A 25040-nucleotide genomic window follows, 5' to 3' on the forward strand; every position below is an offset into this window, starting at 1 on the left:
CTGACGGTCTTGTATTCACGGAGACTGTCTTGACGCTTGCCGTACTTGCCAGCCGCGCGCTCAGCGGCATGCACGCGCACGCTGTTCGGGTCGAGACCCATTTGGGCCCCGGCCTGCCCAGCTTCAACGTCGTGGGGCTTGCGGACACCGAAGTGCGCGAAAGCCGTGAACGCGTGCGTGCCGCGATATTGAACAGCGGGTTTGATTTCCCGCCCGGCCGCATCACTGTCAATTTGTCGCCGGCCGACATCCCCAAGGAATCAGGTCGCTTTGATCTGCCTATCGCGTTGGGCCTGCTGCTGGCTTCCGGTCAGCTATCCGCGCCCGTTGCGGGCCAAGGGGAGGGGCAGCCAAGGGGGCCTGATCCCTCTTTGGTTGATCTGGTGTTCGCCGGCGAACTATCCCTGACCGGCGCGCTGGTGCCCGTTGCCGCACCGTTGGTTATTGCCTTGAGCGTGGCGCGGGATGCACCCGGCGCCACGCTGATACTGCCGGCGGGCAGCGCTGAAGAGGCCGCATGGGTGCCGGACCTGCGCGTTTTGTCCGCGCGCAGCCTGGCCGATGTCGCCGCGCATGCGGCCGGCTCGCATCGCCTTGCCGATGCCGTCCCCAAGGCATGGCCACAGGCGCCACCCGGGCCGTGCCTGTCGGATGTCCGGGGGCAGGCGGGTGCAAGGCGGGCGCTGGAAGTGGCGGCGGCGGGCGGCCATAGCCTGCTGATGGTGGGTCCGCCAGGCGCCGGTAAAAGCATGCTGGCGTCGCGTTTGCCGGGCTTGCTGCCGCTGCTGGATCGATCCCAGGCGTTGGAAGCGGCCGCCGTCTCCGCCTTGGCGGGCTTGCCGCAAACGTTGATGGGCCAGCCGCCGTTTCGCGCACCCCACCATTCCGCCTCGGTCGCCGCCTTGGTGGGCGGGGGCAGCCGGCCGCGCCCAGGCGAGATCAGCCTGGCGCACAATGGCGTGCTGTTCCTGGACGAACTGCCCGAGTACAGTCGGCGCACGCTGGAAGCCTTGCGCGAGCCCTTGGAGGCGGGCAGGGTGGTTATCGCCCGGGCGTTACACGCGGCGCAATTTCCGGCGCGTTTTCAATTGATCGCGGCAATGAATCCCTGCCCGTGCGGATGGCGCGGGCACCCGGTGCGGGCCTGTGTATGCAAACCGGACCAGATTGCGCGCTATGTGGGCAAGATATCGGGGCCACTACTGGATCGGATCGACCTGCACGTGGCACTGCCACCCTCTGACCCCGAATCAATGGCGGGCCCGCCTGGCGAAGCCTCCGGGCACGTGCTTGAACGGGTCACGCGCTGCCGACAGCGGCAGCACGACCGTCAGGGCAAGCTGAACGCCGCGTTGAGCGGCGCCGAGCTGGATCAGCACTGTGTGATGCAGGCGGATGCGCAGGCGCTACTCTTTCAGGCCATGCGGCGTTTGTCGGGTTCCGGGCGGGCGCTGCACCGGGCGCTGCGCGTTGCCCGCACGATCGCCGATCTTGAAGGGGCCGACGCGCTGGCTGCCAGTCATGTTGCCCAGGCGGTTCAGTACCGCCGGCCGGGTTTGTAGGGTTCCTTGGAAGCCGGCTGTGCGTCCACCTGGGGTTTTTCCGCATTCCGGCTCGACAACACCCAGGAAATCACCATATAATCAAAGGCTTTCCCGGATCTGGCGTGCTTTTTAGCGGCAGACGTTCCAGGAAAGAAGTAGCAGCAAAGAAGTAGCAGCAAAGAGATAAGCCAAGCTGGCCGCGCTGAAAATTAATAGGCGTTTGCCGGTAGCAGTACAGCAATGTCTCGGCAGCAGTACCCAGCAGTACCCCCCAAGAAGTGGCAACAGGTTTACAAGTTTTGCCGTTGTGTCGGTACCAGCCTTCGGGCTGCCAGCCACCAGCGCCCAAGCACCTCGCGTCATGTCAAATCAACAACGAGTTTAAGTTTAGGGAATCATCATGCCCAAGATGAAAACCAAGAAAAGCGCCTCCAAGCGCTTTAAGGTTCGCGGCAGCGGCTCCATCAAGCGCGGTCAGGCGTTCAAGCGCCACATTCTGACCAAGAAGACCACGAAGGCCAAGCGTCAATTGCGCGGCTCGACGGCCGTTCATGAATCCAACGTGGCCTCCGTCAAGGCCATGATGCCTTTCGCTTGATAAGGGAGACTTAATATGCCTCGCGTCAAACGCGGCGTAACTGCCCGCGCACGTCACAAAAAAGTCATTGCCGCCGCCAAGGGTTACCGTGGCCGCCGCGGTAATGTGTTCCGTATTGCCAAGCAAGCAGTCATGCGCGCTGGCCAATACGCCTACCGCGACCGTCGTAACAAGAAGCGCACGTTCCGTGCTCTGTGGATCACGCGTATCAACGCTGCTGTCCGCGAACATGGCGTCAGCTACAGCGTGTTCATCGCTGGTCTGAAGAAGGCTTCGATTGAACTGGATCGTAAGGTCCTGGCCGATCTGGCCGTGCGCGACAAGGCCGGCTTTGCCGCCATCGTGCAGCAAGCCAAGGCTGCCTTGGCTGCCTGATCGCGCGCTTTAACTCATCGCGCATCGCTGCAAACGGGGCTGTAATAGCCCCGTTTGCGTTTTGAAGGCTGGATTTCATGACTCTATTGGTTGACGACCTGGTCTCCCAGGCGCAAGAACGGTTCGCCGCGGCTACGGATGCCGCCGCGCTCGAGAACGCAAAGGCTCGATTCCTGGGTAAGGAAGGCGCACTGACGGTGCTGCTCAAGGGTCTGGGCAAGCTCGATCCCGAGCAGAAGCGCGAGATGGGCGCCCGTATCAATCAGGCCAAGCAACAAGTCGAAGAGCTCCTGAATTCGCGCCGCGCTGCATTGGCGCAGGCGGAACTGGACGCCCGACTGGCTTCTGAAACCATTGACGTCACCCTGCCGGGCCGCGGTCGCGCGCCGGGGGGCATCCATCCGGTGATCCGGACCTGGGAACGTGTGGAAGCTATCTTCCGTTCCATTGGCTTCGACGTGGCCGACGGCCCCGAAGTGGAAAACGACTGGACCAATTTCACCGCATTGAACAACCCGCTGGACCATCCGGCGCGTTCCATGCAGGACACGTTCTACGTCGACATGAACGACGCCGACGGCCTGCCGCTGCTGCTGCGCACGCACACCAGCCCCATGCAGGTGCGTTATGCCCGCATGCACAAGCCGCCCATCAAGGTGATTGCACCCGGGCGCACCTATCGCGTCGACAGCGACGCCACGCACTCGCCCATGTTCCACCAAGTGGAAGGGCTCTGGATCGCCGAGGACATCTCGTTTGCCGACCTGAAGGGCGTGTACACCGATTTCCTGCGTTGCTTCTTTGAAAGCGATGATCTTGTCGTGCGCTTCCGCCCGTCGTTCTTCCCGTTCACGGAGCCGTCCGCCGAAATCGACATGATGTTCACCTCGGGTCCCAACCGTGGTCGCTGGCTGGAAATTTCCGGCTCGGGCCAGGTGCACCCCGAAGTGGTGCGCAACTTCGGCCTTGATCCCGAGCGCTACATCGGCTTTGCCTTTGGTTCCGGCCTTGAGCGCCTGACGATGTTGCGCTACGGCGTCAACGACCTGCGCCAGTTCTACGAAGGCGATTTGCGCTTCTTGCGCCAGTTCAACGAATAACAGACGGCTGATCATGCAATTTCCCGAATCCTGGCTGCGTACGCTGGTCAACCCTCCCATCGCAACCGACGAACTCGCGCACCGCCTCACCATGGCCGGCCTGGAAGTCGAAGAGACGGCGCCTGCCGCCCCGGCCTTTACCGGCGTGGTCGTGGGTCACATCGTCGATATCGCTCCGCATCCCGACGCCGACAAGCTGCGCGTGTGCCAAGTGGACGATGGCTCCGGCGAACGCCTGCAAATCGTGTGCGGCGCGCCGAACGCGGCTGCCGGCCTGAAGGTGCCATTGGCACGCGTGGGCGCTGAACTGCCTGGCGGCATGAAGATCGGCGTAGCAAAAATGCGCGGCGTCCAATCGTCGGGCATGTTGTGCTCGGCCCGCGAACTGGGCTTGTCGCAAGACCACGCAGGCTTGTTGGAACTGCCCGCCGACATGGTGCCCGGTCAGTCCATCCGCGAAGCGCTGGACCTGGACGACACGCTCTTCACGCTCAAGCTCACGCCCAACCGCGCCGACTGCCTGTCGATACTTGGCGTGGCGCGCGAAGTGGCTGCGCTGACGGGCGCACCGTTGTCGGTGCCCACGGCCGTTGCCGTGCCCGTGCAGCTTGAAGATCGTCTGCCCGTCAAGATCGAAGCTCCCGACCTGTGCGGCCGTTTTGCCGGCCGCGTTATTCGTGGCGTGAATGCTCGCGCCGCAACGCCAGACTGGATGAAGACGCGCCTTGAGCGCGCCGGCCAGCGTTCGTTGTCGGCATTGGTCGACATCTCGAACTACGTCATGCTTGAGTTGGGCCGCCCGTCGCACGTGTTCGATCTGGACAAGATCGGTGGCGATATCTCCGTGCGCTGGGCGCGCGAAGGCGAGACGCTGGAACTGCTGAACGGCCAGACCATCACGCTGGATCCGAAGGTCGGCGTGGTGGTGGCCGGCGACCAGGTGGAAAGCCTGGCCGGCATCATGGGTGGTGAAGCCACGTCCGTAACGCTGGACACGCAGAACGTCTATCTGGAAGCCGCGTTCTGGTGGCCGCAGGCCATTGCGGGTCGCGCGCGCCGCTACAAGTTCAGCTCGGAAGCCAGCCATCGCTTCGAGCGCGGCGTGGACTACGCCAGCATTCCCGAACACATCGAATTCATTACGCGCTTGATCGTCGACATCTGCGGCGGCCAGGTCGGCCCGCTGGATGACCAGATCGTCAACCTGCCTACGCGCGCGCCTGTCCGCATGCGCCTGGCGCGCTGCCATCGCGTGCTTGGCGTGCCCGTCACGCAAGAGCAGGTCGCCAAGATTTTCGCCAGCCTGGGTCTGGAGTTCACGGTCGAAGGCGATGACTTCATCGTCAGCCCGCCGTCGTACCGCTTCGACCTTGAAATCGAAGAAGACCTGATCGAGGAAGTGGCTCGCATCTACGGCTTCGAGAGCATTCCCGATGTGCCGCCGATGGCGCGCGCCAAGATGTTCTCGCAGCCCGAAGTGCATCGTGGCGCGCATGCGCTGCGTCGCCTGACGGCCGCCCAGGATTACCAGGAAGTCGTGAACTACAGCTTCGTTGAAGCCGATTGGGAACGCGACTACGCCGGCAACGACACGCCGGTTCGCCTGGTGAATCCTATTGCCAGCCATTTGTCGGTCATGCGTTCCAGCCTGATTGGTGGCTTGGTCGCCAACATCCGCCACAACGCCAACCGTAAGCAGTCGCGCGTTCGCGTGTTCGAACTGGGTCGCGTCTTCATGCGCGACGCCAGTGCGCAAGACGGTCCGCTGGAAGTTGCGGGCGTGCGCCAACCGATGCGCTTGTCGGGCGCTGCCTGGGGCCCGGCCGTTGAAGAGCAGTGGGGCGTGGCCACGCGCCAAGTCGATTTCTTTGACGTGAAGATGGACGTCGAGGCGTTGTTTGGCGCCCGCGGTCGTCGTCTGCGATTCGAAGCTGCGTCGCATCCCGCGCTGCATCCGGGCCGCAGCGCCCGCATCGAGCTCGATGGCAAGCAAGTGGGCTGGGTCGGCGAACTGCACCCGCGTTGGGCGCAGCAGGCAGACTTGGCGCACGCGCCCGTCGTGTTCGAACTTGACGTTCAAGCCTTGTCCGAAGGCGAGTTGCCTCAAGTGCGCGAGCTCTCGCGCCAGCCCGTGGTCGTGCGCGACCTGGCGCTGTGGGTGGACGCTTCGGTGTCTACGCAATCGATGCTGGACACGGTGTTTGCCGCGGTCAAGGCGGATGCGCAACTGGCAGTTGTGCAGGACGCGCGCGTGTTTGACGTGTGGCGCGAGAAGGCCCATGGCAGCGAGCCCGTCACGGAGAAAAGCCTTGCTTTCCGTTTCTGGCTACAGGACACTGAGGTCACCCTGGACGAAGCCCGTGTGGCGGATTGCCTGTCCCGCATCAAGGATGCATTGGTTGGCGCCCACGGCGCGCGCCAGCGTACATGAACCATGGGGAACAGTATGCTTGCTGCCGAGCCACGCACCCTGACCAAGGCTGAGCTTGCCGAACTGCTCTTCGAGCGGGTCGGCTTGAACAAGCGCGAGGCCAAGGACATCGTCGATACCTTCTTCGAAGAAATCCGTGACGCCTTGGCTCGCGGTGATTCCGTGAAGCTTTCGGGTTTCGGCAATTTCCAGGTGCGCGACAAGCCGCCACGACCTGGCCGCAATCCCAAAACCGGCGAGACCATTCCCATCGCCGCACGCCGCGTGGTCACGTTCCACGCGAGTCAGAAACTCAAGAGCGTGGTAGAGCAGGCGACCCCTGCTGCACCCGACGCCGCGGAGTGATACGCTTTGTCGGTAATTGTTATCGGCACCCAGCTTACTCGCGGCATAAAATTCGCTTATGACACGTACTGAATCCACCGTTACCCTGCCGCCCATTCCCGCCAAGCGTTACTTCACCATTGGTGAAGTCAGCGAGCTGTGTGGCGTCAAGCCTCACGTCTTGCGGTACTGGGAACAGGAATTCACCCAGCTCAAGCCGGTCAAGCGGCGCGGCAATCGCCGCTACTATCAGCATCACGAAGTGCTGCTGATTCGCCGCATCCGTTCCTTGCTGTATGAACAAGGCTTCACGATCAGCGGTGCGCGCAATCGCCTGGGCGATGCGCGCGATATGCCGCACGATCAAGACGCCGCCGTTCGTTTGTCGGGCGCCGAAATGCAAGGCCTGCGCAACGAGCTTGCCAGCGTCTCTACGATGTTGGCAGACGCCTTGGGCCTGCCCGCTAACGTGACCAACGTGGCCGCCAGCGCAAGCAGCGGCACCGTCAGCACGGTGGCATAAGCCGGTTGGCCTCATCCGCGCCAACCCGCATTTGATAGAAAGCGTTATCCGCAACGCGCGTCGCTGATCCGCTTCGCGCGCGGCAACAAGCAGTGCATTGCGCTTCATGCGCCGTCTGATAGATAGCTAGTGCAGACGACGAACATGAAGCGCAAATTTTTTTGAGTATTCAGCACTTTTTTTGCACCAATGCGTGCAAACTTATTTTTGTTCTGCTATACTCTTTTTCTTTCGGGGCGTAGCGCAGCCTGGTAGCGCACTTGCATGGGGTGCAAGGGGTCGCGAGTTCGAATCCCGCCGTCCCGACCAGAAGTTCCAAGGCCGTTAGTGAGAAATCACTAACGGCCTTTCTCATTTCCGAATCAGGTTCGTTGCATCGATATCTGCACCTATCGCGCCGACATCCGCGCATCGCCCATCCCCCGATCGCTATCGCTATCGGCAGCCCACGCCCTCCGCGACAGATTGTGAAACCTTAGCCGAGACACCTTAGCGAACAGCATGCCAGCGGGAGGATACGGGCGCAGCAACACCACATTGCCTTCATCAATGTGCTGGTATAACTAGCGTCCCGACTTCGTTCGCAAAGGGTTCCCGTGGCTCGTAAACTCGCTGGTAGGCGTCTTATCGCGTTGACCTTCAATGCCATTGGTCAATACGGCAGGAACATGGTGGCTGCGGCGCCATGGTCCTTGTGCGTGTTTTTTCTATCGCTTCCTTTTGCATTGCTGGCGTCCAAGTCTGTGGGCGCGATCCAATTTGTGTTCCTGCTGCTGGCGCTGATTAATTTGCTGGCATTGGCACGGATGACGTTCGCATGGATGGATGTCGTCGCCAGTAGGGACGTCGTGATCGAACAGCCAAAGCGGCCGGCCAATGCCGAGGCAAAGCACTTGGCGCTGCTGGTTCTATTCGTCGTCGTGGCGGGCGCGGTGTTGCGTGCGTCCGCCGACATTCCGCTGTGGCTCTACTTCGCGCTGAATAGCGGTGGCGACGCAAAGTTCTTTGTCGCGTTGTTCAGCCTGCTTGGTCTGATCTGGGTGCCAACGATATACGCCGGCGCGGTCTATGTGCCGAGCCTGCCGCGCGCCGCGTCATCAGGCGAATACGGATTCAAGGAGGTGCGCCAAACCATGGTCTTTCGGCGCTGGCCGTTGGCCATTGTGTTGTTTGGCCTTGTCGTGTCGGCGGGCGTCACGAAGACCTTGGTCGTCGACGTTGCGCGCCGCGTTACCTTGTCCGGCATCGCTTATGGCCTGCTCGGCATGCTGATCTGCACGGCCATGATGGTCATAGCGGCGGTGATGGCCGCGGTCGCCTATCGCGAATCCTCACGCGGCAGCGCGGAGAAGATCGGCGGCGCTGCCGTGGTGGTTTGATTGATGCGAAGCCAACATCACATAACGAGTGGCCGGGCGTCGCTTTTTGCCGAGACGGCGGGACGTGGCGACCCGGTGCTATTCCTGCATGCCGCCATCTGCGACAGCCGTATGTGGGAGGCGCAGATGGGTCAAGTCGCGAAAACGAATACCGCTATTGCCTATGATCGTCGCGGCCACGGGCGGACGCGTGCCGAAGTGGAAGATTATTCAGCGGTTGCCGATCTGGTGGCAGTGCTGGATACGTTGGCAGAAGGCAAGCCGGCAATTGTGGTGGGTTGTTCGCAAGGCGCCCGCGTTGCACTGGACGCGGCGCTGTTGCACCCGTCGCGAGTGCGCGGTTTGGTGTTGATTTCGCCGACCGTTGCCGGCGCGGCCGACCCGGTGCATTCGCCAGCGGTGCACGAACTGATGGAAGAACTGAAGCGGGCCGGCGCGGCGGGTGATCAGGAACGTATCAATGCCTTGAAGGCGCGCCTGTTCCTGGATGGCCCGTTCGAGCAGGAAGGGCGGGTGTCGGGCGCCGCGCGCACGCTGTTTCTGGAAATGAACGGCGCCATATTAAGCGCGCCGTATCGCGGCTCAAGCATCGATAACGTGGCTGCGTACCAGCGCCTGGGCGAAATCGAAGTGCCGACGCTTGTATTGTGGGGCGCTTGCGACTTTCCACATATCCAGGCGCGTAGCAGACAAGTTGCCGCGTTGCTCCCTTATGGCATTGGCACGGAATTGCCCTGCACGGCGCATTTGCCCAGCCTGGATCGGCCTGCGGAATTGAACGCGCGCCTGGCCGCGTTTATCGCGAGCGCTACCTGATCGTCCGCCTGGCGCGTGCCGTGCACGCTCCGGCTTGAGAGATTGACGATGCACCGGCGCGCGGACGTTTAATCGGCTTAACGCTTCTTACCCGCGCCACGCGGCATGGGCGGTAGCGGGGAGCCGACGTGTGAGGCCAGCCAGTGTTCGATCTTGTCGTCGCGGCGGGCGGCCCAGTCTTTGCCAATTTCCAGGACAAGCATGTTGCGGGTGTCTCCAAGGTCCGGGGCGTCCTTTGGCAACATGACGCGCCAGATTTCCGAGGCGACCATATCGGTGGTCAACAGCACGCCGATGCCTTTGGCGTCGATCCATAGCGGCGCTGCCCGATCGTCGACAAACTTCTTCAGGTTTTCCAGCTGCTTTTGCGCGAGTGACGCGTTGTCTTTTGATGCCGCGATCAGGACCAGGTATTGCCGGTGGCCGACTGCGGGTTCTTCGGCGTCGCCAAAGGGGTTTTCCATGATGCATTCCTTGCAAAAGTAAACGCGTTCGGGTGCGCGATTGCGGCCCGGCGCGGTAGTGCGCGAACGCAATGGCGGCTTGGCGTGAGTGCCGCTGCGCGCGATTGCGATCCAGCACCACAGGGTACTCGACTCCGCCCCTGCTGTTATGGCGAAAATCCCCGTCTTCTGTGCCTGTTGCAACGTGGCTGACCGCGCGCATACTCGTCGCCTTACCACCGCCAAAGAGAAGACCGCATGCGCTACCGCTATGTCACTGCCGATGTGTTTACCGGCCAAACCTATTGTGGCAACCCATTGGCTGTCGTGTTGGACGCGCAGGGGCTGGATGGCGCGCAGATGCAGCGCATTGCGCGAGAGTTCAATTATTCGGAAACCAGCTTCGTGCTGCCGCCCAAGGACCCCGGTAATACGGCCTGGGTTCGGATATTCACGCCTGATCGCGAGGTGCCGTTCGCGGGGCACCCCAACGTAGGCACCGCCGTGGTGCTGGCGCGCGAGATGGTCGCGGCGGGGCGCCCGATGCCGGACGCGTTTGTCTTCGAAGAAGAAGCAGGCTTGGTGCGCATTACGTTGCGCGCGGGCGCCAAGGGTGTGGAAAGCGTCGAGCTTCTGGCGCCGCAACCGCTGTCGCGCGCTAGCGAAGTGTCGGCTGCGGATCTGGCGCGTGCATTGAAATTGAACCCCGAGGACGTGGACACGTCCGAGCATGCGCCGCAAGTCGTGTCGGTGGGTTTGATTTTTCTGGTGGCGCAGTTGGCCAGCCGCGATGCCTTGCGCCGCGCCTCGCCGGATTCGCAGGGCTACGCCGCGTTGCTGCCGCTGGATGGCGCAAAGTCCATTTACGTCTACACCACCGATACCTCAAGCGACACGATTGATGCGCCCACCGATATCCAGGCGCGCATGTTCACCGGCCGCATGACGGAAGACCCCGCCACCGGTAGCGCGACGGCCGCTGTCACGGCGCTGCGCGCGGCGTTGCGGGACCAGGGCAAACTGACGTTGCGCGTGGGGCAGGGCGTCGACATGGGGCGGCCAAGCCTGCTGCTGGCCCATGCCGAGCCGCGCACCGACGGCGTGTGGGCCGGGGTGGCGGGCCATGCCGTGGTGGTGATGGAAGGCACGTTGCCGGCGCCCGGCGCACAGTAAGCCGGTATTCACAGTAAGTCGGCACTCACAGTAAGCCGGTATTCACAGTAAGCCGGTATTGATCCCAGGGCAGGCGCTCGTGTAAGCTTGCCCGCATGAATCCCCATGATTTTCCTGCCGCATGCTTGGCAGACAACCGACGAGCCGCTCGACGTTTACGTTGAGTGGCTAGTCACGTACAGGCGCCGACCCTTCGGCGCTTTCCCTGAAGGCCACGATACCTCTCGTGGCCTTTTTGTTTTTGCGGTAAGTCCTTTGCCGCCCTGTAGCTTCCGAGGCGTATCGCCGAGCCTTCGTTTCCCTGATTGAAGGAACGAAGCATGACCTGCGAAACCCTGGCCATCCGGCCCTACCAACCCGCTGACGAAGCGGCGCTGATCCAGCTATGGCGCGACTGCGGCCTGACGCGTCCCTGGAACGACCCCGCCAAGGATATTGCCCGCAAGCTGACCGTGCAGCCGGAGTTGTTTCTGGTTGGTGAGATCCGCGGCGTGATCGTCGCCACGCTGATGGGTGGCTATGACGGGCACCGCGCCTGGATCAATTATCTGGCGGTGGCGCCCGCGCACCAGCGGCGGGGCTATGCCACCGAGCTGATGCGCGCTGTCGAAGCCAAGCTGCTTCAGATGGGCTGCCCGAAGATCAATCTGCTGATCCGGTTCGGCAACGTCGCCGTGCAGAGCTTCTACAAAAGCTTGGGCTTTGAGCTGGATGAAGTGATCAGCATGGGCAAGCGCCTCATCCCTGACAGGTAGGCCGCGTTGCCGCCTGGCGCATCGTGCGCCAGGTGGCTTAGATGGCTTCGGTAAGGTAGACCGCTTCCCTGCCGACGATCGGCATGCGCGTGGGCATGAAGATCGTGCAGCGGTCGCAAGGGGATCGGATTTCCTCGTCGCCGTTCATCGCGATGAGTTCGCCCTTGTCGAAGGTTTCAAAGCCGATGACATGGCGAGTGAAATGGAAGTCTTCGGACTTGACCATGTGCACTTCCAGCAAACGAAAGCGTTGCGGAATGGGCGGCGGCGGGGCGTTCAGGGGCGCATCGATGAGGCCGGTGTGGGCCAAAAAGCGCATCGTCACGTCGGTGGCCAATTCGGCGGCCGAGCGCGCGAAGTGCTGACCGCATTCGACAACCAGGGCTCCCTGGCTGTCGGACAGCGGGTCCCCATGATGGCCGTAGCCCATGACGCCCGTGCCGGGAAATTTATGCTGCGGCATCACCAGGTGCACCGCGGGCGCGCCAACGGCGGCCGCCAGGGCGGTATTGCGGTCCATCTCGTTGTAGACCCAGAACGGTTGCACGGGGGCGCGGGTCGAGTGGATATCCAGCACAAAATCGGCGGCGTCCAGCACCGGTCGCAGTTGGCGGGCGCGGCGCAGTTCGGGGCTATCTTCTGTTCCGTCCAACATGGCCGCCGACCAGATGCGATTCAGGTTATGCACCAGCTGCCGGTTCTCGTACGGGTTCTCGATGTCGAAGGCTTCATACGCTTCGACATGGGCAAAGCTGACGGTCAACGTGCCGATCTTGGGCCGCACACCGGTGTCCAGCAGATGCGTGGCGGCGACCATGCCACAGATTTCGTTGCCATGCGTGATGGCGTTGATCAGCACGTGAGGACCCGGGACGCCGGATTCAAAGCGATGCACGTACGGGATGCCGGTGTTGCCTTCGCGGTATGCAGACAGGTCGCGGGGCAGGACTTCGAGGGGGGCTGTGTCGGGTTCAAAAGGTAATGTTTGCATGGAACGAAAGGCCTCTTGGTGAACGTTGCAATATACCCCCCGACCGCGCCGAGCAAATCGCCCGCTGTGATCGCATGAATGAAAAAAAGACCGCATCGGCTTCAAAAGACGAAATTTCGATGTCATGCGGGCGTGTGCAAGATGCTGGAGTACTAGGTGTACTAGTGCTTCATGACCCGCTAAAAGCACTGCTTTTCAGTACCATTTTTTTTTGGCATATTGCGCGCGGAGTGTTTGATTTCAGGAGTGCGGAATGGGGGCGGGACCGCAACGCCATATCGATGGTTTTCAAGTGGGTTGTGAGATCGTGAGTCTGGATGCTGGCGTGATGGCTATCGAGGTCATCGTGAGCCGCCCAGGCAACGGAGGGGCGCAGCAGCAACGCTGGTCTTTGCCCCGCTTTGTCACGTTCGCGGATGCCGACGTGGCGCGGCGTCATGCGGAATTGGTGCTGTCTGGAATCGTGTCTGTGGATGCGTCCACCGGCGAACCGAGGTACGGCATTCTGTAGGCGCGCGGCAACGCCGGGCATGAGGTCCTGTCGGGGCAGCCTCTACTAAATGTTGCAGCAGCAAGGCAAGAGATTCGGCCCGCACAGGCCCATGGCTGTTGGATCCGGGGCATTGCGCACGAGATGAAGGCGGGTAGGTTTTGTTTCGTTTTACACAATCGTGTGCCTTGCTTCAGCGGGTTTGACCGGTACAGTGGTACTGGCTGACAACAATAAAGGAGCGTTCCATGCTTGACACTTTTCCTGTTCTGCGTCGTGTAGGTATTGCCGCGACGATCGGGGTAGCTGGTGTGCTGTTTGCCGGTTGCACCACGACCACCCCGAAGTCCTCGGCGACCTCAACCGAAAAGCGCGATTCCATGAATAGCGCGGCCAACGCCACATTAACCAAGCTGTACGAGGCTTCGCCGCAATCGAAGGAATTGGTGGCGCGCGCCAAGGGTGTGCTGGTGTTCCCCGACGTGTTGAGCGGCAGCTTCATCGTGGGCGCCGAGCATGGCAACGGCGTGTTGCGGGTGGGCGGCTCTAATGCCGGTTACTACAGCACCACGGCGGGCTCGATCGGCTTCCAGGCCGGCGCGCAGTCCAAGGCCATGGTGTTGTTGTTCATGACGGATGACGCCTTGAACAAGTTCCGCAACAGCAGTGGTTGGACCGTCGGCGCGGACGCCACGGTTGCCGTGGTGAACATCGGAGCCAACGGCCGCATCGATACCAATACGGCGCAGCAGCCGATCGTGGGTTTCGTGATGAACAACGGTGGCTTGATGGCGGGCGTTTCGCTGGCCGGCACCAAGATCTCGAAGCTTGACTGGTAAGCCTGACGGCTGAAAACCTTTGGCCAAGAAAAACGCCGCGGATTCAACTCCGCGGCGTTTTTTTTGCGGGGGCTATGGGTTAGCCGAGCAACGTGTCGCCGTTATTGCGCACGGCGCTTTCGCGCTGGATTTCGGCTTCTTCAATAGCTGGATCCAGGCCGCGCCACCGCAGTATGCGGCCGCGTTCGGCCTCGGGTTCCCAACCCAGCATGCCGTATCGGGTGATTTCAGTTTCGCCTGTGTCGAATTCCACTTCGAAGTAACCCTGACGATCGGGTAGCGCGCTGCCGGGTGACCATTCTGTTTCGGGCATGGTTGCTCCTTGCTAAGCGATGGGAGGGAAGCCGGCGCGCATGCCGCGCCGACGAATCATTGTGCGTGCGGCCGACTGATCCCGCAAGTTTCGGAACGCGTCGCCTGGTATCCGTCAGGCAAGCGGAACGGCGGTGGTGTACAGCACCTGCTTGAGCGCGAAGCTTGAACGGATGCTGGCCACGCCGGGGATGCGCGTGATGTGCTCGACGATCAGTCGTTCAAGCGCGTCCACGTCGGGCACCAAGGCGCGAATCAGATAGTCGGCGTCGCCCGACATCAGATAGCACTCCATGATTTCCGGCAGCACGGCGATTTCGCGTTCGAACACGTCCAGCGCGGCTTTGCGCTGCTTGTCCAGCGAGATCTGGATGAAGACGTTGACCTTCAGGCCCAGCTTGCGCGCATTGAGCAGGGTGACGCGGCGGTCGATCAGTCCGTCGGTTTCCAGCCGCCGCACGCGCGCCAGGCAAGGCGAAGCGGACAGATTCACGCGGGCGGCAAGTTCGACGTTGGTCAGTCGCGCATCGCGTTGAAGTTCGTTCAGGATTCGGATGTCGGTCGCATCCAGGTTGATTTCCGGCATAAGTCACCTAGTTGTCGTTGCTTGGCAATTCGTTCGTGCTGGGCAAGCAGTGTATCGGAGCAAATTGAGGTGAAATATGCTGGGGTTAACCCTATAGACTATTTCTTTCTTCGGCAAATGGGCCGAAGTGCGGAATATTCAAGCGGTAGATCCTGTGGTGATAAGTCAGCAAAGCACGTTGCGCAAGTTTTTGCCGCTGGTGGGCGCGGTCATGGTCTGGGGTGGAAACTGGCCCGTCATGAAGATGGGGTTGGCACACATGAGCCCGTTGTGGCTTGCCGCCAGCCGGTTTGGATCCGCTGCGGTGGTCAGCGTGCTGGTGTTGGCGGCGCTGGGTCGACTGCGGTTTCCCACACGCCAGGAATGGCCGCTGGTGGCCGGCGTGGCGCTGTTGCAGATGGGCGCGTTTACCGCGCTGGCGTTGTGGGCCTTGCAGTACGTGGCGCCGGGACGAGCGTCCGTGGTCGCCTACGCGACGTCGATTTGGGTCATCCCCTTGTCGGCACTGATTCTGAAAGAACGCCTGAACGCCGGCCAATGGGTGGCGACGGCGCTCAGCTATGCGGGCATCGGTGTGATCGTGGCGCCGGCATTCAGCCCTTGGCAGGCGCATACCGTAGTGGGCCTGGTCATGCTGCTGGGCGCCTCGTTCGCGTGGGCGTGCAACATCATCCAGCTGCGCGGCAATCGTCACGTGCGCCTGGGCGCCGACATGATTCCCTGGCAAACCGCGCTTGCCACGATTCCGTTGGCGGCGTTGGCCTGGATGCGCGATGGCGCGCCCGGCTTTTTGACGGTGCCCGATGCGTGGCCGATCATCCTGTACACCGGTCCGCTTGCGACGGCACTGACGTTCATCGTGGTGTTGGGCATGACGCAAAAAATGCCGCCCGTGGCTACGTCCATTGCGATGCTGTGCGTGCCGGTGATCGGCCTTGTCGTGTCGTCCGTCGTCTTTCATGAACGCCTGTCGGCCGACCTGGCGCTGGGCCTGACGTTGATCGGCATCAGCGTCGCCGCCTCGGCGGTCGCCGCGCGCGTGAAGCGCCCGCTTGCACTGCGGCCTTCGTAGAACGCACTAGAATGTCGCGCCGGGAGGGGCCTGGCAACGCGTGGGGATGCGCGGCAGAAATGCGGCAAATGGGGCAGAAATGGATTCGCTATATGTGCTGGTCGTGTTGGGCGCGGTGGCTGCCGGCTTCGTTCAGGGATTGTCTGGGTTCGGCTTCGGGATGGTGGCAATGTCGTTCTGGGCGTGGACCATCGACCCACGCCTGGCTGCCGCGATGACGGTCTTCGGCGCACTGACCGGCCAGCTGCTGGCGGCATTCACCGTGCGCCGGGGCTTTTCCTGGTCGAACCTGTTGCCGTTTGTTCTAGGCGGATTGGTGGGCATCCCCATCGGGGTAAAGGTCTTGCCGCATCTTGACCCCTTGATATTCAAGACCTTCATCGGCGGCTTGCTGGCCGTCTGGTGTCCGATCATGTTGTTCGCCACGCGTTTGCCGCGTATTACGGCGGGCGGCAAGGTGGCGGATGGAGTCGTGGGGGCGATGGGCGGCATCATGGGCGGCATCGGCGGCTTCACCGGCGTCATCCCGACGTTGTGGTGCACCTTGCGCGGCTTCGAGCGCGACGTGCAGCGCTCGGTCATTCAGAATTTCAACTTGTCGATGCTGGCGGTGACGATGGCAAGCTACATCGTCACCGGGGTGGTAACGACAGACATGCTGCCGCTGTTTGCCATCATCGTGCCGGCCATGCTGGTGCCGACATTACTGGGCGCGCGGGTGTATGTCGGCATCAGCGACGTGACGTTTCGGCGCGTGGTGCTGGGCCTCTTGACGTTGTCCGGCATTGCCTTGCTGGTGTCGTCGGTGCCCAAGCTTTTTGCATAGCCGGGCGGGCTTGACGAGCATGCTATCGTTAACGCCATTGAAGAGAGAATCAGCATGGCATTGCATCGTTTTCAGAAAGGCGAACTGGGTCATTGGCTGCGCATCGTGGCTGACAACAGCGAACCCGGCGCCGCGCAAGCACAAGTGCCTGTCGAAATTTCGCAGGCACTTCAAACTTTGCGCTGCATTCAGCCCGGCGAAGATGGCCGCTGGCTGATCACCGAAAAGGGCAAGCTCGCCCTTCGCATGGAAGAGCCCAGCGCCATCCACGTGCGCTGAACGCTGCCCGCCGGCACGCTCGCCGGCTTTCTTGCAGCACATATCGATCCCCCTTATGCGTTTTGGCTTGCTGCGGTTTGAAGCAAGTTGCGCCCAATTGCCGCATAGTTTGCGAATGATTTCGCGTTATGTCGCAAGGCAGGGGGTATTTATAGGGCAGTTCGGGAATCTCCTGAGACGGAATGTGTGATTTGGCATCTTCCGGACGTATCGCGCTTGTTATCTCGCCAGTAAGATGAACTTGCGTGACGCTTTCAGGTCTATTCAATTACGCGGGATTTCGTCCCGCCACGTCACGCGTGGTTCACGCGTTTAGGTAACCGACTGGGAGGTAGCACATGCAGCATCGTGACCAGGAAGTACTGATCGACGTTTCCACAGCGGCCATGGATACCGGCGGATATGGCGTCTTGCTGACGGTAACGGCCGAGGGCGGCACCGAAGTGGATGCCGCGTTTTCCCACTTGGGCAACTGCGCTTCATTAGACGAAGCACGAGATCGCGCGGAAGTATTCGCGCAGAACTGGGTCGAGGAAAACATCTTCCGATAGGGCTTATCCGCCCTGGACGGAGCTGATCGGTGGTACCGGTCTGTGTGTGCATGAGGCTGCGGAAAATACTCCAAAATTTGCGACGAAATTTTCGGTTATCGTTGCTGCTCCAAAACCTGGGGCCCTTTTCGGGTATGGGTCGTTCCAAGATGATTGCCGCACAGACCACTCCTATTCTGACGGAGCATGTCCGCGCGTTACGCGCACATTTCGACTCCGTTATCCTGCCGCTCTGGATGGGGCAGGGTTTCAACGGCGTATTGGGTCTGCCCTACGAATCGCTGGATGCCGCAACGGGCAAGCCGCTGCCGCCCAGCCGATATCGGGCCATGGCATGCGCGCGTCAACTCTATGTTTTCTCAGAAGCGTCTGGTGCTGCCGCGGGCCAGCATGCGGACCGCTTGTTTGCGTCCTTGTGCCGCGTGTTTCGCAATGAACATGGCGGCTGGCTGTACAGCGTGGACGCCGAGGCGCGCCCGTTGGACGACACCCAGGACTTATATACCCACGCCTTCGTGGTGCTGGCGTGTTCGGCGTATTTTCAGCGCAGCCGTAATGCGGATGCGCGCAAACTCATGCTGGCGACGGCGTCGGCAATTGAGGCGCGCTTCAAGACAAATGATGGGCTCTACCATGCGGCGCTTAGCGCCGATTGGCTGACGCCGCTGCGCCCGCCCGCGCAAAATCCCATGATGCACCTTACGGAAGCGTATCTGGCGGCCGCCCAGGTTGCCGAGCCCGCGCTGTTTGCCCAGCATCTGCGCACGCTGGCGCAAGGTGTCAGCCAGTTCTTCGTGCACGGTCCCACGCAGTGCATTTCCGAAGCGTTGCAAGGCACGGCGGGCAACCGGCTTGAACCGGGTCACCAGTTTGAATGGCTGTCGCTGGTGCACGGCGCGGCGCAGGTGTTTGAAGGGCTGGAGCTGGTGGAAACCTTGCCGCGCGCGGTGCAATGGGCACGCGCGCACGGGGTGGACGTACAAGGCCCGGGCGTGCTGGCGTCCTTGGATGAGTCGGGGGCGGTGGTGGACGGTACGCGGCGGATTTGGGCGCAGACGGAATACCTGAGGGCGCTGGCGGTGCTGGGCGATTGGCCGACGCTGGAGTCGGGGCTGGCCAGTTTTCGTACCCATTTCGTCCATGACGGCGGTTGGCACGAATGCCTGAACGGGCAGGGCGAGGTGGTGCGTGCCGACATGCCGTCGACATCGCCGTACCATTTGGCCACTTGCCTGGCGGCGATGCCTAACGTTGTTTAAACGCCCTTGTTAACAATTATTGTCGTTCAATTGTTATAAATCGATAGAAAAACATTGGTGAAATCCCTTACAATTTGCTAACACTGTTTGTGGGGAAGCATCAATGAGCGTTATGTGTTTGGCTTGCCAACGCATTAACCCGGGCCTTGCCGGCGTCGCGCCGCATTCGCACCTGGGACATCAAGGTTTCACCAATCCCACGCAGAAAGGGCGCGAAGAGAGTCGCGAAGATCACTTCCGGTGCCTGAGCTGCGGGGCGAAATGGTTGCGTGAAACCGATAAGTGGGGCGTGGACCTGGGATTCAAGCTGGCACCTTGATCGTTTTATCGCCGCACTTAAAGTCGGGCCTCTGTGAAGAGGCCCGTTTTATTTGGTTTCAAGTATACCGCGCGCGGTGAAACCAGAAGTGTCGATGGAGACGTCCCGCACTTCACGGCCTTTCGCCGTTTTCACGACGCCGATCTGGCCGCGATAACGTCGGGGTCGGCTTGCGCCGTGTCCAGCAACCATTGCCGGAAGCATTCCAGCGCGTAATGGTCGCGGCGCTGCGCTGGCGCGCACAGGTGGTATCCCCGGCTCAGACGAATGGGCAGATCAGGGAAGGGCGCGGCCACCTGGCCGGATTGAAGTTCGTCGCGCACCAGGCAGCGTTGCAATACCGCGACCCCCATATCCGCCATGACCGCGCGGATCAAGATGGACACCTGATCAAACCCCTTGGACAGCGTAACGGCATGGCGTGGCACGCCGGCTGCGTTGAACCACTGCGCCCAGTTGTCCTGGCCGTTGGTGTGAAAGAGCAGGGGTTCGCCCAGCAGGCCGTGCGGGGTGCTCCATAGCCCTTGCACCTGGCGGGCGGCCAAGCGGTCGGGGTGGCAAATAACGACCACCTCCCGGCCGATGACGTAATCGGCCTGGCATCCGGGCCATTGTTCCGGAGTGCCGGACAAGATGCTGGCGTCTGGCGTGGTGCTAGAGAAGTCCTCATTGCGCCGATAGGCTGCGAAATTAAGCTGGATATCGGGATGGCGCCGATGAAAGTCCGGCAAGTGCGGCACCAGCCAGGCGCTGGCCAAGGTGGGCACCGTGGATAGCGTCAAGCGCAACCGGCGGTCATCCGCCCGCAGGTCGGCACTGAGCTTTTCGATGGCTTGTAGCGGCGTGTGCGCGCCGTCATACAGCTTCTGGCCCATCTCGGTCAGCGTCAGACCATGCGCATTGCGATGCATCAGCGGCTGCCCGAAGTGGGCCTCCAGGCGGGCAATGGCACGGCTGATGGCACCTTGGGTGACGCACAGCGTCTGGGCCGCCAGGGTGAAGCTTCCCAAGCGTGCCGCCGCGATAAAGGCGTGCAGCTCGGACATGGACGGCGAATGCAGCCGCATTTAGCATGACCTTTGGTAATGAAGGAGTGCAATATAGTCGTTTGAAAGGGGATCGTAAAGTTTGGACACTGGCGGCCTGTCTCTGTCTGACAACCAGTTCTGACCCTTACTTCAACGTTTCCCTTTCGGAGTCGATCCATGTCTCGCCGCCTGCTTGGCCGGTCCGCGCGCTTTGCGCTTGCCGGCATGTTCGCCACGCTGTCCTTTGCCGCCATTGCCCAAGCCGCCGACTACCCCTCGCGTCCCATCAAGCTGGTGGTGCCGTTCGCCGCGGGCGGTTCGACCGACATCGTTGCCCGCCTGGTCGCGGAATATGCCGGTCGCGACCTCAAGCAAACCATCGTGGTTGAAAACAAGGCGGGCGCAGGCGGCTCGATGGGCATGGAACAGGTGGCGCGATCCACGCCCGACGGCTACACGATCGGCATGGCGACGATGAGCACGCACGGCTCGAACCCGGCCGTGTATCGCAAGATGAATTACGACCCGATCAAGGACTTCGCGCCTGTGGCGAACGTGCTGGCGGTGCCAAGCATCCTTGCCATCAACCCGAATATCCCGGCCAAGAACATGGCGGAATTCGTGGCGCTGGCCAAGAAGGCGCCGGCTGACCGCTACAGCTTCGCCTCGCCCGGCGTGGGATCGCTGGGGCATGTGAACATCGAGAATTTCATGATGCTGTCCGGCATCAAGCTGCTGCACGTGCCTTACCGTGGGGCGGGTCCTGCGTTGAACGACGTGATGGGCGGGCAGGTCGACGCCATCACCGACAACCTGTCGTCCACGCTGCCGCAGGTGCAGGGCGGCAAGCTGCGTGCGTTGGCCGTGCTGGGCGCCGAGCGTTCGCCGCTGCTGCCGGACGTGCCGACCTATATCGAACTGGGTTATCCCGACATGGGCACGGGCGGCTGGTTCGGATTGGTGGCCCCGGCCGGTACGCCGACGGCCGTGGTCGACCGCCTGAACCAGGCGGTGCGCGCGGCGATGCAAGACCCCGAGTTCCGCAAGAAGGCCGAAGACGTGGGTGGTACGCTGATGCCCACGACGCCCCAAGAGTTCCAGGTCCAGATCGAACAGGCCCTGGCCCGCTACGCCAAGGTGGCCAAAGCCGCCAACATTCAGGCTGACTGACGATGACGCTTGCCGATTTCAACGTGGTTTCCGTGCATGAACCTCAGGGGCCGGCCTTGCCGCTGGTCTGTGATTCGCCGCATAGCGGTGAACGCTATCCCGACGATTTCGGGGCGGTGGCAACGCAAGCGCAATTGCGCCAGGGCGAAGACACGCACGTGGACGCGTTGTGGTCGGCGGCGCCCACGCTGGGTGCAACGCTGATTGCCGCCCACTTTCCGCGCGTGTACATCGACCCGAACCGCACCTTGCAGGACCTGGACCCCGACCTGTTGGCTGAACCGTGGCCGCAGCCGCTGTCGCCGGGCGAGAAGACCCGCTTGGGCAAGGGGCTGATCTGGCGCCGCATGGACAAGGCCACGCCCATCTACGATCGCAAGCTGAGCCTGGCCGAGGTGCGGCATCGCATCCAGGCTTACTACGAGCCCTATCACGCGGCGTTGTCGCAGGCCATCAGCAGCGCCGAACAACGCTTCGGCGCGGTGTGGCACCTGAACCTGCATTCCATGCCCAACGACGCGTACGAACGCCTGGGCCGGCAAAGCGAACATCCGCTGGCGGACTTCGTGCTGGGCGACCGGGACGGTACAACTTGCGAGCCTGAATTCATCGCGCTGATCGAAAAAGCGCTGCGCGACCTGGGCTATACCGTGGCGCGCAACGACCCCTACAAGGGCGTGCAATTGATTGCGCAGATCGGCCAGCCGGCGTTGAACCGGCACAGCTTGCAGGTCGAGATTCGGCGCCCCTTGTATATGGACGAAGCCACGCGCGAGCGCAACGCCGGATTCGACTTGTTGCGCGGGCATTTGACGACCGTGCTTGCCCAGGTGGCCGATTACGTGCGTGTGCGCATGGACGCGGTTGCGGCGACCAAGTAGCGGTCGACAACATAACAGTCGACAAAATAGAGTCGTTTGTGTGGCTGTACCCAGGCAAAAAGCCGGCGTTGATGCAGATCAACGCCGGCTTTTTGCATGCCGCTTAAGTTTCCGTTTGCCGCGCCGTTGTCGCTAGGAACAAGCTGCGCCGACTGTGGCCGCGGCGCAAGGGAACCGTAATGCTAGAGAAGAAGATCAACGGATTTTCGGTGGTGGCGTACGCGACGCAACCCGAAGGGCGCACGCCGCCCCGGGCGTTCTTGGAGACGCGGCGCCTGGTGGCCAAGGTCAAGGAAGGCGAGGCCGGTGCACAGCAGGCGGCGGACCCGGATGGCGCCGAGCCGGCCGCCGCGCCGCCCGAAGGCCAGCCGTTCGAAATTTTTGTCAGCCGCCGCTTTCGCAGCGCCATCGAAGCGATGTCCGCCGCGCGCAATGCGCTGGACCGCGTGACCAGCGTGGACGAAGACGGCGTGCCGGATCCGCTGCCGGAATAAGCGTGAGGCCGGGCGGGCGTGTATTGACGGCCCGCCGCCGCACCCGCACCTTGTGGCAAGGTCATGTCAAGGTGCTGCGCATCAGGATGTCGGTCAGCGCCCGCGTGGGCTTGTTGGGGGCCGGAGCCGAGATGACGATGAATTCCACTTGCGGTAAAGCGGGCAGTTGCGTCGCGCCACCGGGCGCGGCCAGCCCCGCCGTGGACAGGTGCGAAGGCTGCACGGTAATGCCCAACCCCGCGCGCGCGGCCGCCTGGCAGCCCGCGTAGCTGGTGCTTGTGCAAACGATCTGCCAGCTGCGGCCGGCGCGCGCCAAGGCGTCCAGCGTCAGCGTGCGCGTCACGCTCGGCTCGCGCAGCAATATCAATGGCAGCGGCGCATCCGGCGCAAATCGCAGGCCTTCCTTGGCGCGCCACAGTAGCGCTTCCTTGTGCAGCGTCTGGCCCCGGCGATCGCCGCGCCGCCGCTTGCCGATCATCACGTCCAGCTCGTTGTCGTCCAGCAGTTTGTAGAGCTCGCTGGTGACGCCGATGGTCAGGTCCAGTTCCACTTCGGGATGCGCCAGCCGAAACGCGGCCAGCACATCCGGCAGCGGCCCCATCGCCAGATCGTCCGACGTGCCCAGCCGTACGCGACCGCGCAGGCGCGGCGCATCGAACAGCCGCGCGGCGCGTTCGTGCGCGTCCAGAATGATCTCGGCATGCACCAGCAAACTGCGCCCGTCGCTGGTCAGCGCCAGCGAATGCGTGTCGCGCAGGAACAGGCGCCGGTTCACGGACTGTTCCAGTTGTCGGATGTGCTCACTGACAGTGGGCTGGGTCAGACCCAGGCGGCGGGCGGCTTCGGTAAAGCTGGGGGCGCCGGCGGCCACCGTGAAGGTCTTGAGCCACAAGGGGTTAAGCATGGCAAGCCAATAGGGTCATAGAACTTTTCGATGACAGTCAAAGTAATCAATGGCCTTCACGATGGCAAGGGGCGCGCCTATAGTTTTCCGTAATTTCCTGGAAACCAAGCCATGCGCCGCTTTTTACCTGACCAATTCACGCTGATCCTGATCGCCACCGTGGCGTTTGCCAGCTTTTTCCCCGCCGTGGGCAAGGGCGCCACGTTCATGATGGTGGCCAGCAACGTGGCGATATCGTTGCTGTTCTTTCTGCACGGCGCGCGCCTTTCCACCGATGCCATCGTGGCCGGCGTGAAGGACGTGCGCCTGCATGCGTTGATCCTGGCCTGCACTTTCATTCTGTTTCCCGCGTTGGGGCTGGGCTTGCGGGCCCTGTTCCCCGGTCTGCTGACGCCTTCGCTGTGGCTGGGCGTGCTGTTCGTGTGCACGCTGTCTTCAACCGTGCAGTCGTCCATTGCCTTTACGTCGATGGCGCGGGGCAACGTGCCGGGCGCCATTTGCGCGGCGACCGCGTCCAACTTGCTGGGCACCGTGTTGACGCCGTTGCTGGTGGCGGTGTTGCTGCATCGGCAGGGCGGCGGACACGGGCTGGCCGACGCGGGCCGCATCCTGGCGCAGCTGCTGTTGCCGTTTGCGGTGGGCAGCCTGTTGCGGCCGTGGATCGGCGCCTGGGCGCAGCGCAACAGCCGCACGTTGTCCAAGGTGGATCGCAGTTCGATTTTGCTGGCGGTCTACACGGCCTTCAGTGAAGCCGTGGCGCAGGGCATCTGGCACGCGTTTCCGGCAATCGACCTGGCCACGATGGTGCTGGTGAATGCGTTGCTGCTGGGCTCGGTGCTGGTGATTACAACCTGGGGCAGCCGCAAGCTGGGCTTGTCCAAAGAGAACGAAATCACGCTGGTGTTCTGCGGGTCGAAGAAGTCGCTGGCGTCCGGCATTCCGCTGGCCACCGTGCTGTTCGGCACGTCGCAGATGGGCGTGGTGGTGCTGCCCTTGATGATCTTTCACCAGATGCAGCTGATGGTGTGCGCCGTGTTGGCGCGGCGCTATGCGGAACGGCAGCCGCCGGCGCAGGCAGCCGTGGCGGGGGCGTAGCGTCCGCGACGATGGTTACGTCAAGTCGGAAACGCCAAACGCCAACGTCGGCCAGCTGTCAGCCGCCGTCGCGCGGAACGATCTTGCCGGTGGGGTGCCAGTACACGGCGCCATCACGTTCCGACACCGTCAGCGCGGTCAGGCGCCCGTTCTTGCAAGGCCCGCCGACGCACAAGCCGGTGTCCGGCTGATAGGTCGCGCCGTGGCGCGCGCACATGATGAGGTCGCCCGCGCGGGTGAAGAAGCTGCCTTCCCAATCCAGTTCCACGCCCACGTGGGCGCAGCGGTTCAGGTATCCATGCACGCGGTCCTGGTAGCGGACGAAAAAGGCAGTGGTCTGACCCGAGCCGTCGGACACCGGCACTTTGACGCCCAGGCCGCCGTTGGCCAGGTCGGATGCCGCGCAGACGCGGACTTCGGGGGCAAGCGAGGGTTCCTGCATGGCGGGCCTTTTTACGAAAGGGTGCGATGTTCGGTCAGGGC

General features: G+C 62.4%; 30 protein-coding genes and 1 tRNA gene. 24 read left to right on the forward strand and 7 right to left on the reverse strand.

Annotation, left to right across the window (positions count from 1 at the left end; translation table 11 throughout):
- The first annotated feature begins 29 nt into the window (after window positions 1-29).
- From KYT87_RS09910 to KYT87_RS09955, 10 genes are all read left to right on the forward strand, one after another.
- The gene (locus KYT87_RS09910; RefSeq protein ID WP_219992140.1) at window positions 30-1562 is read left to right on the forward strand and encodes a YifB family Mg chelatase-like AAA ATPase; all 1533 of its coding nucleotides are present in this window, start codon (window positions 30-32) and stop codon (window positions 1560-1562) included.
- 382 nt (window positions 1563-1944) lie between these two features.
- The gene (gene rpmI, locus KYT87_RS09915) at window positions 1945-2142 is read left to right on the forward strand and encodes a 50S ribosomal protein L35 (protein ID WP_006218740.1); all 198 of its coding nucleotides are present in this window, start codon (window positions 1945-1947) and stop codon (window positions 2140-2142) included.
- A 15-nt stretch (window positions 2143-2157) separates the two neighbouring features.
- Window positions 2158-2517 (forward strand): 50S ribosomal protein L20, encoded by a 360-nt coding sequence (gene rplT, locus KYT87_RS09920; protein WP_006218741.1) that lies wholly within the window; start codon window positions 2158-2160, stop codon window positions 2515-2517.
- Between the two features lie 77 nt (window positions 2518-2594).
- Window positions 2595-3617: a phenylalanine--tRNA ligase subunit alpha gene (gene pheS, locus KYT87_RS09925; RefSeq protein ID WP_006218742.1), complete on the forward strand. Its 1023-nt coding sequence runs from the start codon at window positions 2595-2597 to the stop codon at window positions 3615-3617.
- 13 nt (window positions 3618-3630) lie between these two features.
- A complete protein-coding gene (gene pheT, locus KYT87_RS09930; protein ID WP_219992141.1) occupies window positions 3631-6048 on the forward strand; it encodes a phenylalanine--tRNA ligase subunit beta in 2418 nt (805 codons plus the stop codon).
- Between the two features lie 3 nt (window positions 6049-6051).
- The gene (locus KYT87_RS09935; protein ID WP_006218744.1) at window positions 6052-6393 is read left to right on the forward strand and encodes an integration host factor subunit alpha; all 342 of its coding nucleotides are present in this window, start codon (window positions 6052-6054) and stop codon (window positions 6391-6393) included.
- Window positions 6394-6451: 58 nt separating this feature from the next.
- On the forward strand, window positions 6452-6895 hold the full coding sequence (locus KYT87_RS09940; protein WP_046807426.1) for a MerR family transcriptional regulator: 444 nt from the start codon (window positions 6452-6454) through the stop codon (window positions 6893-6895).
- A gap of 232 nt (window positions 6896-7127) precedes the next feature.
- A tRNA-Pro gene (locus KYT87_RS09945) sits at window positions 7128-7204 on the forward strand.
- A 323-nt stretch (window positions 7205-7527) separates the two neighbouring features.
- Window positions 7528-8274, forward strand: coding sequence for a hypothetical protein (locus tag KYT87_RS09950; protein ID WP_219992142.1), 747 nt, complete (start codon window positions 7528-7530; stop codon window positions 8272-8274).
- A gap of 126 nt (window positions 8275-8400) precedes the next feature.
- Window positions 8401-9090 (forward strand): alpha/beta fold hydrolase, encoded by a 690-nt coding sequence (locus tag KYT87_RS09955; RefSeq protein ID WP_255594043.1) that lies wholly within the window; start codon window positions 8401-8403, stop codon window positions 9088-9090.
- A 77-nt stretch (window positions 9091-9167) separates the two neighbouring features.
- On the opposite strand, the gene KYT87_RS09960 is transcribed toward KYT87_RS09955, so the two are convergent.
- Window positions 9168-9554 (reverse strand): hypothetical protein, encoded by a 387-nt coding sequence (locus KYT87_RS09960; protein WP_046807431.1) that lies wholly within the window; start codon window positions 9552-9554, stop codon window positions 9168-9170.
- 237 nt (window positions 9555-9791) lie between these two features.
- On the opposite strand from KYT87_RS09960, the gene KYT87_RS09965 reads away from it, so the two are divergent.
- Together KYT87_RS09965 and KYT87_RS09970 are read left to right on the forward strand one after the other, a co-directional pair.
- On the forward strand, window positions 9792-10706 hold the full coding sequence (locus KYT87_RS09965) for a PhzF family phenazine biosynthesis protein (RefSeq protein ID WP_219992144.1): 915 nt from the start codon (window positions 9792-9794) through the stop codon (window positions 10704-10706).
- Window positions 10707-11026: 320 nt separating this feature from the next.
- Window positions 11027-11461: a GNAT family acetyltransferase gene (locus KYT87_RS09970; RefSeq protein ID WP_219992145.1), complete on the forward strand. Its 435-nt coding sequence runs from the start codon at window positions 11027-11029 to the stop codon at window positions 11459-11461.
- A gap of 37 nt (window positions 11462-11498) precedes the next feature.
- Here the strand turns inward: KYT87_RS09970 and KYT87_RS09975 are convergent, their stop codons facing one another.
- Window positions 11499-12452 (reverse strand): succinylglutamate desuccinylase/aspartoacylase family protein, encoded by a 954-nt coding sequence (locus KYT87_RS09975; RefSeq protein ID WP_219992146.1) that lies wholly within the window; start codon window positions 12450-12452, stop codon window positions 11499-11501.
- Window positions 12453-12759: 307 nt separating this feature from the next.
- Here KYT87_RS09975 and KYT87_RS09980 point away from each other — a divergent pair, with 307 nt between their 5' ends.
- Window positions 12760-12963 carry a hypothetical protein gene (locus KYT87_RS09980; protein ID WP_223264989.1) on the forward strand — a complete coding sequence of 68 codons (204 nt, stop codon included), beginning with the start codon at window positions 12760-12762 and terminating at the stop codon, window positions 12961-12963.
- Between the two features lie 227 nt (window positions 12964-13190).
- A complete protein-coding gene (locus KYT87_RS09985) occupies window positions 13191-13781 on the forward strand; it encodes a YSC84-related protein (protein ID WP_046807420.1) in 591 nt (196 codons plus the stop codon).
- A 79-nt stretch (window positions 13782-13860) separates the two neighbouring features.
- On the opposite strand, the gene KYT87_RS09990 is transcribed toward KYT87_RS09985, so the two are convergent.
- Window positions 13861-14094, reverse strand: a complete 234-nt coding sequence (locus tag KYT87_RS09990) for a hypothetical protein (RefSeq protein ID WP_046807419.1) — start codon at window positions 14092-14094, stop codon at window positions 13861-13863.
- Window positions 14095-14208: 114 nt separating this feature from the next.
- A complete protein-coding gene (locus tag KYT87_RS09995) occupies window positions 14209-14679 on the reverse strand; it encodes an Lrp/AsnC family transcriptional regulator (protein WP_006218755.1) in 471 nt (156 codons plus the stop codon).
- Between the two features lie 160 nt (window positions 14680-14839).
- Here KYT87_RS09995 and KYT87_RS10000 point away from each other — a divergent pair, with 160 nt between their 5' ends.
- The 6 genes from KYT87_RS10000 to KYT87_RS30000 all read left to right on the forward strand — a co-directional run bounded on the left by KYT87_RS10000 (window position 14840) and on the right by KYT87_RS30000 (window position 18985).
- On the forward strand, window positions 14840-15751 hold the full coding sequence (locus KYT87_RS10000; protein WP_046807430.1) for a DMT family transporter: 912 nt from the start codon (window positions 14840-14842) through the stop codon (window positions 15749-15751).
- 79 nt (window positions 15752-15830) lie between these two features.
- Window positions 15831-16577 (forward strand): sulfite exporter TauE/SafE family protein, encoded by a 747-nt coding sequence (locus KYT87_RS10005; RefSeq protein WP_046807418.1) that lies wholly within the window; start codon window positions 15831-15833, stop codon window positions 16575-16577.
- 54 nt (window positions 16578-16631) lie between these two features.
- A complete protein-coding gene (locus KYT87_RS10010; RefSeq protein ID WP_046807417.1) occupies window positions 16632-16856 on the forward strand; it encodes a hypothetical protein in 225 nt (74 codons plus the stop codon).
- Between the two features lie 338 nt (window positions 16857-17194).
- Entirely contained in the window at window positions 17195-17407 is a 213-nt protein-coding gene (locus KYT87_RS10015) for a hypothetical protein (RefSeq protein ID WP_008159938.1), read from the forward strand.
- A gap of 149 nt (window positions 17408-17556) precedes the next feature.
- Complete coding sequence (locus tag KYT87_RS10020) at window positions 17557-18666, forward strand: AGE family epimerase/isomerase (RefSeq protein ID WP_219992624.1); 1110 nt, start codon at window positions 17557-17559, stop codon at window positions 18664-18666.
- A gap of 103 nt (window positions 18667-18769) precedes the next feature.
- A complete protein-coding gene (locus tag KYT87_RS30000; protein WP_025135384.1) occupies window positions 18770-18985 on the forward strand; it encodes a hypothetical protein in 216 nt (71 codons plus the stop codon).
- Window positions 18986-19116: 131 nt separating this feature from the next.
- Here the strand turns inward: KYT87_RS30000 and KYT87_RS10025 are convergent, their stop codons facing one another.
- Entirely contained in the window at window positions 19117-20052 is a 936-nt protein-coding gene (locus KYT87_RS10025) for a LysR substrate-binding domain-containing protein (RefSeq protein WP_219992147.1), read from the reverse strand.
- 138 nt (window positions 20053-20190) lie between these two features.
- Here KYT87_RS10025 and KYT87_RS10030 point away from each other — a divergent pair, with 138 nt between their 5' ends.
- The 3 genes from KYT87_RS10030 (at window position 20191) to KYT87_RS10040 (ending at window position 22558) form a co-directional block, all read left to right on the forward strand.
- On the forward strand, window positions 20191-21183 hold the full coding sequence (locus KYT87_RS10030) for a tripartite tricarboxylate transporter substrate binding protein (protein ID WP_219992148.1): 993 nt from the start codon (window positions 20191-20193) through the stop codon (window positions 21181-21183).
- A 2-nt stretch (window positions 21184-21185) separates the two neighbouring features.
- The gene (locus KYT87_RS10035) at window positions 21186-22064 is read left to right on the forward strand and encodes an N-formylglutamate amidohydrolase (RefSeq protein WP_046807414.1); all 879 of its coding nucleotides are present in this window, start codon (window positions 21186-21188) and stop codon (window positions 22062-22064) included.
- Window positions 22065-22243: 179 nt separating this feature from the next.
- Window positions 22244-22558, forward strand: coding sequence for a hypothetical protein (locus KYT87_RS10040; protein ID WP_046807413.1), 315 nt, complete (start codon window positions 22244-22246; stop codon window positions 22556-22558).
- A 61-nt stretch (window positions 22559-22619) separates the two neighbouring features.
- Here the strand turns inward: KYT87_RS10040 and KYT87_RS10045 are convergent, their stop codons facing one another.
- Complete coding sequence (locus KYT87_RS10045) at window positions 22620-23462, reverse strand: LysR substrate-binding domain-containing protein (RefSeq protein ID WP_046807412.1); 843 nt, start codon at window positions 23460-23462, stop codon at window positions 22620-22622.
- A 111-nt stretch (window positions 23463-23573) separates the two neighbouring features.
- On the opposite strand from KYT87_RS10045, the gene KYT87_RS10050 reads away from it, so the two are divergent.
- The gene (locus KYT87_RS10050; RefSeq protein WP_046807411.1) at window positions 23574-24557 is read left to right on the forward strand and encodes a bile acid:sodium symporter family protein; all 984 of its coding nucleotides are present in this window, start codon (window positions 23574-23576) and stop codon (window positions 24555-24557) included.
- Between the two features lie 58 nt (window positions 24558-24615).
- On the opposite strand, the gene KYT87_RS10055 is transcribed toward KYT87_RS10050, so the two are convergent.
- A complete protein-coding gene (locus KYT87_RS10055; protein ID WP_046807410.1) occupies window positions 24616-24999 on the reverse strand; it encodes a Rieske (2Fe-2S) protein in 384 nt (127 codons plus the stop codon).
- Between the last annotated feature and the right edge of the window lie 41 nt (window positions 25000-25040).

The organism is Achromobacter sp. ES-001 (genome assembly GCF_019448355.1).
In the GTDB taxonomy this organism is placed as follows: domain Bacteria; phylum Pseudomonadota; class Gammaproteobacteria; order Burkholderiales; family Burkholderiaceae_B; genus Achromobacter; species Achromobacter spanius_B.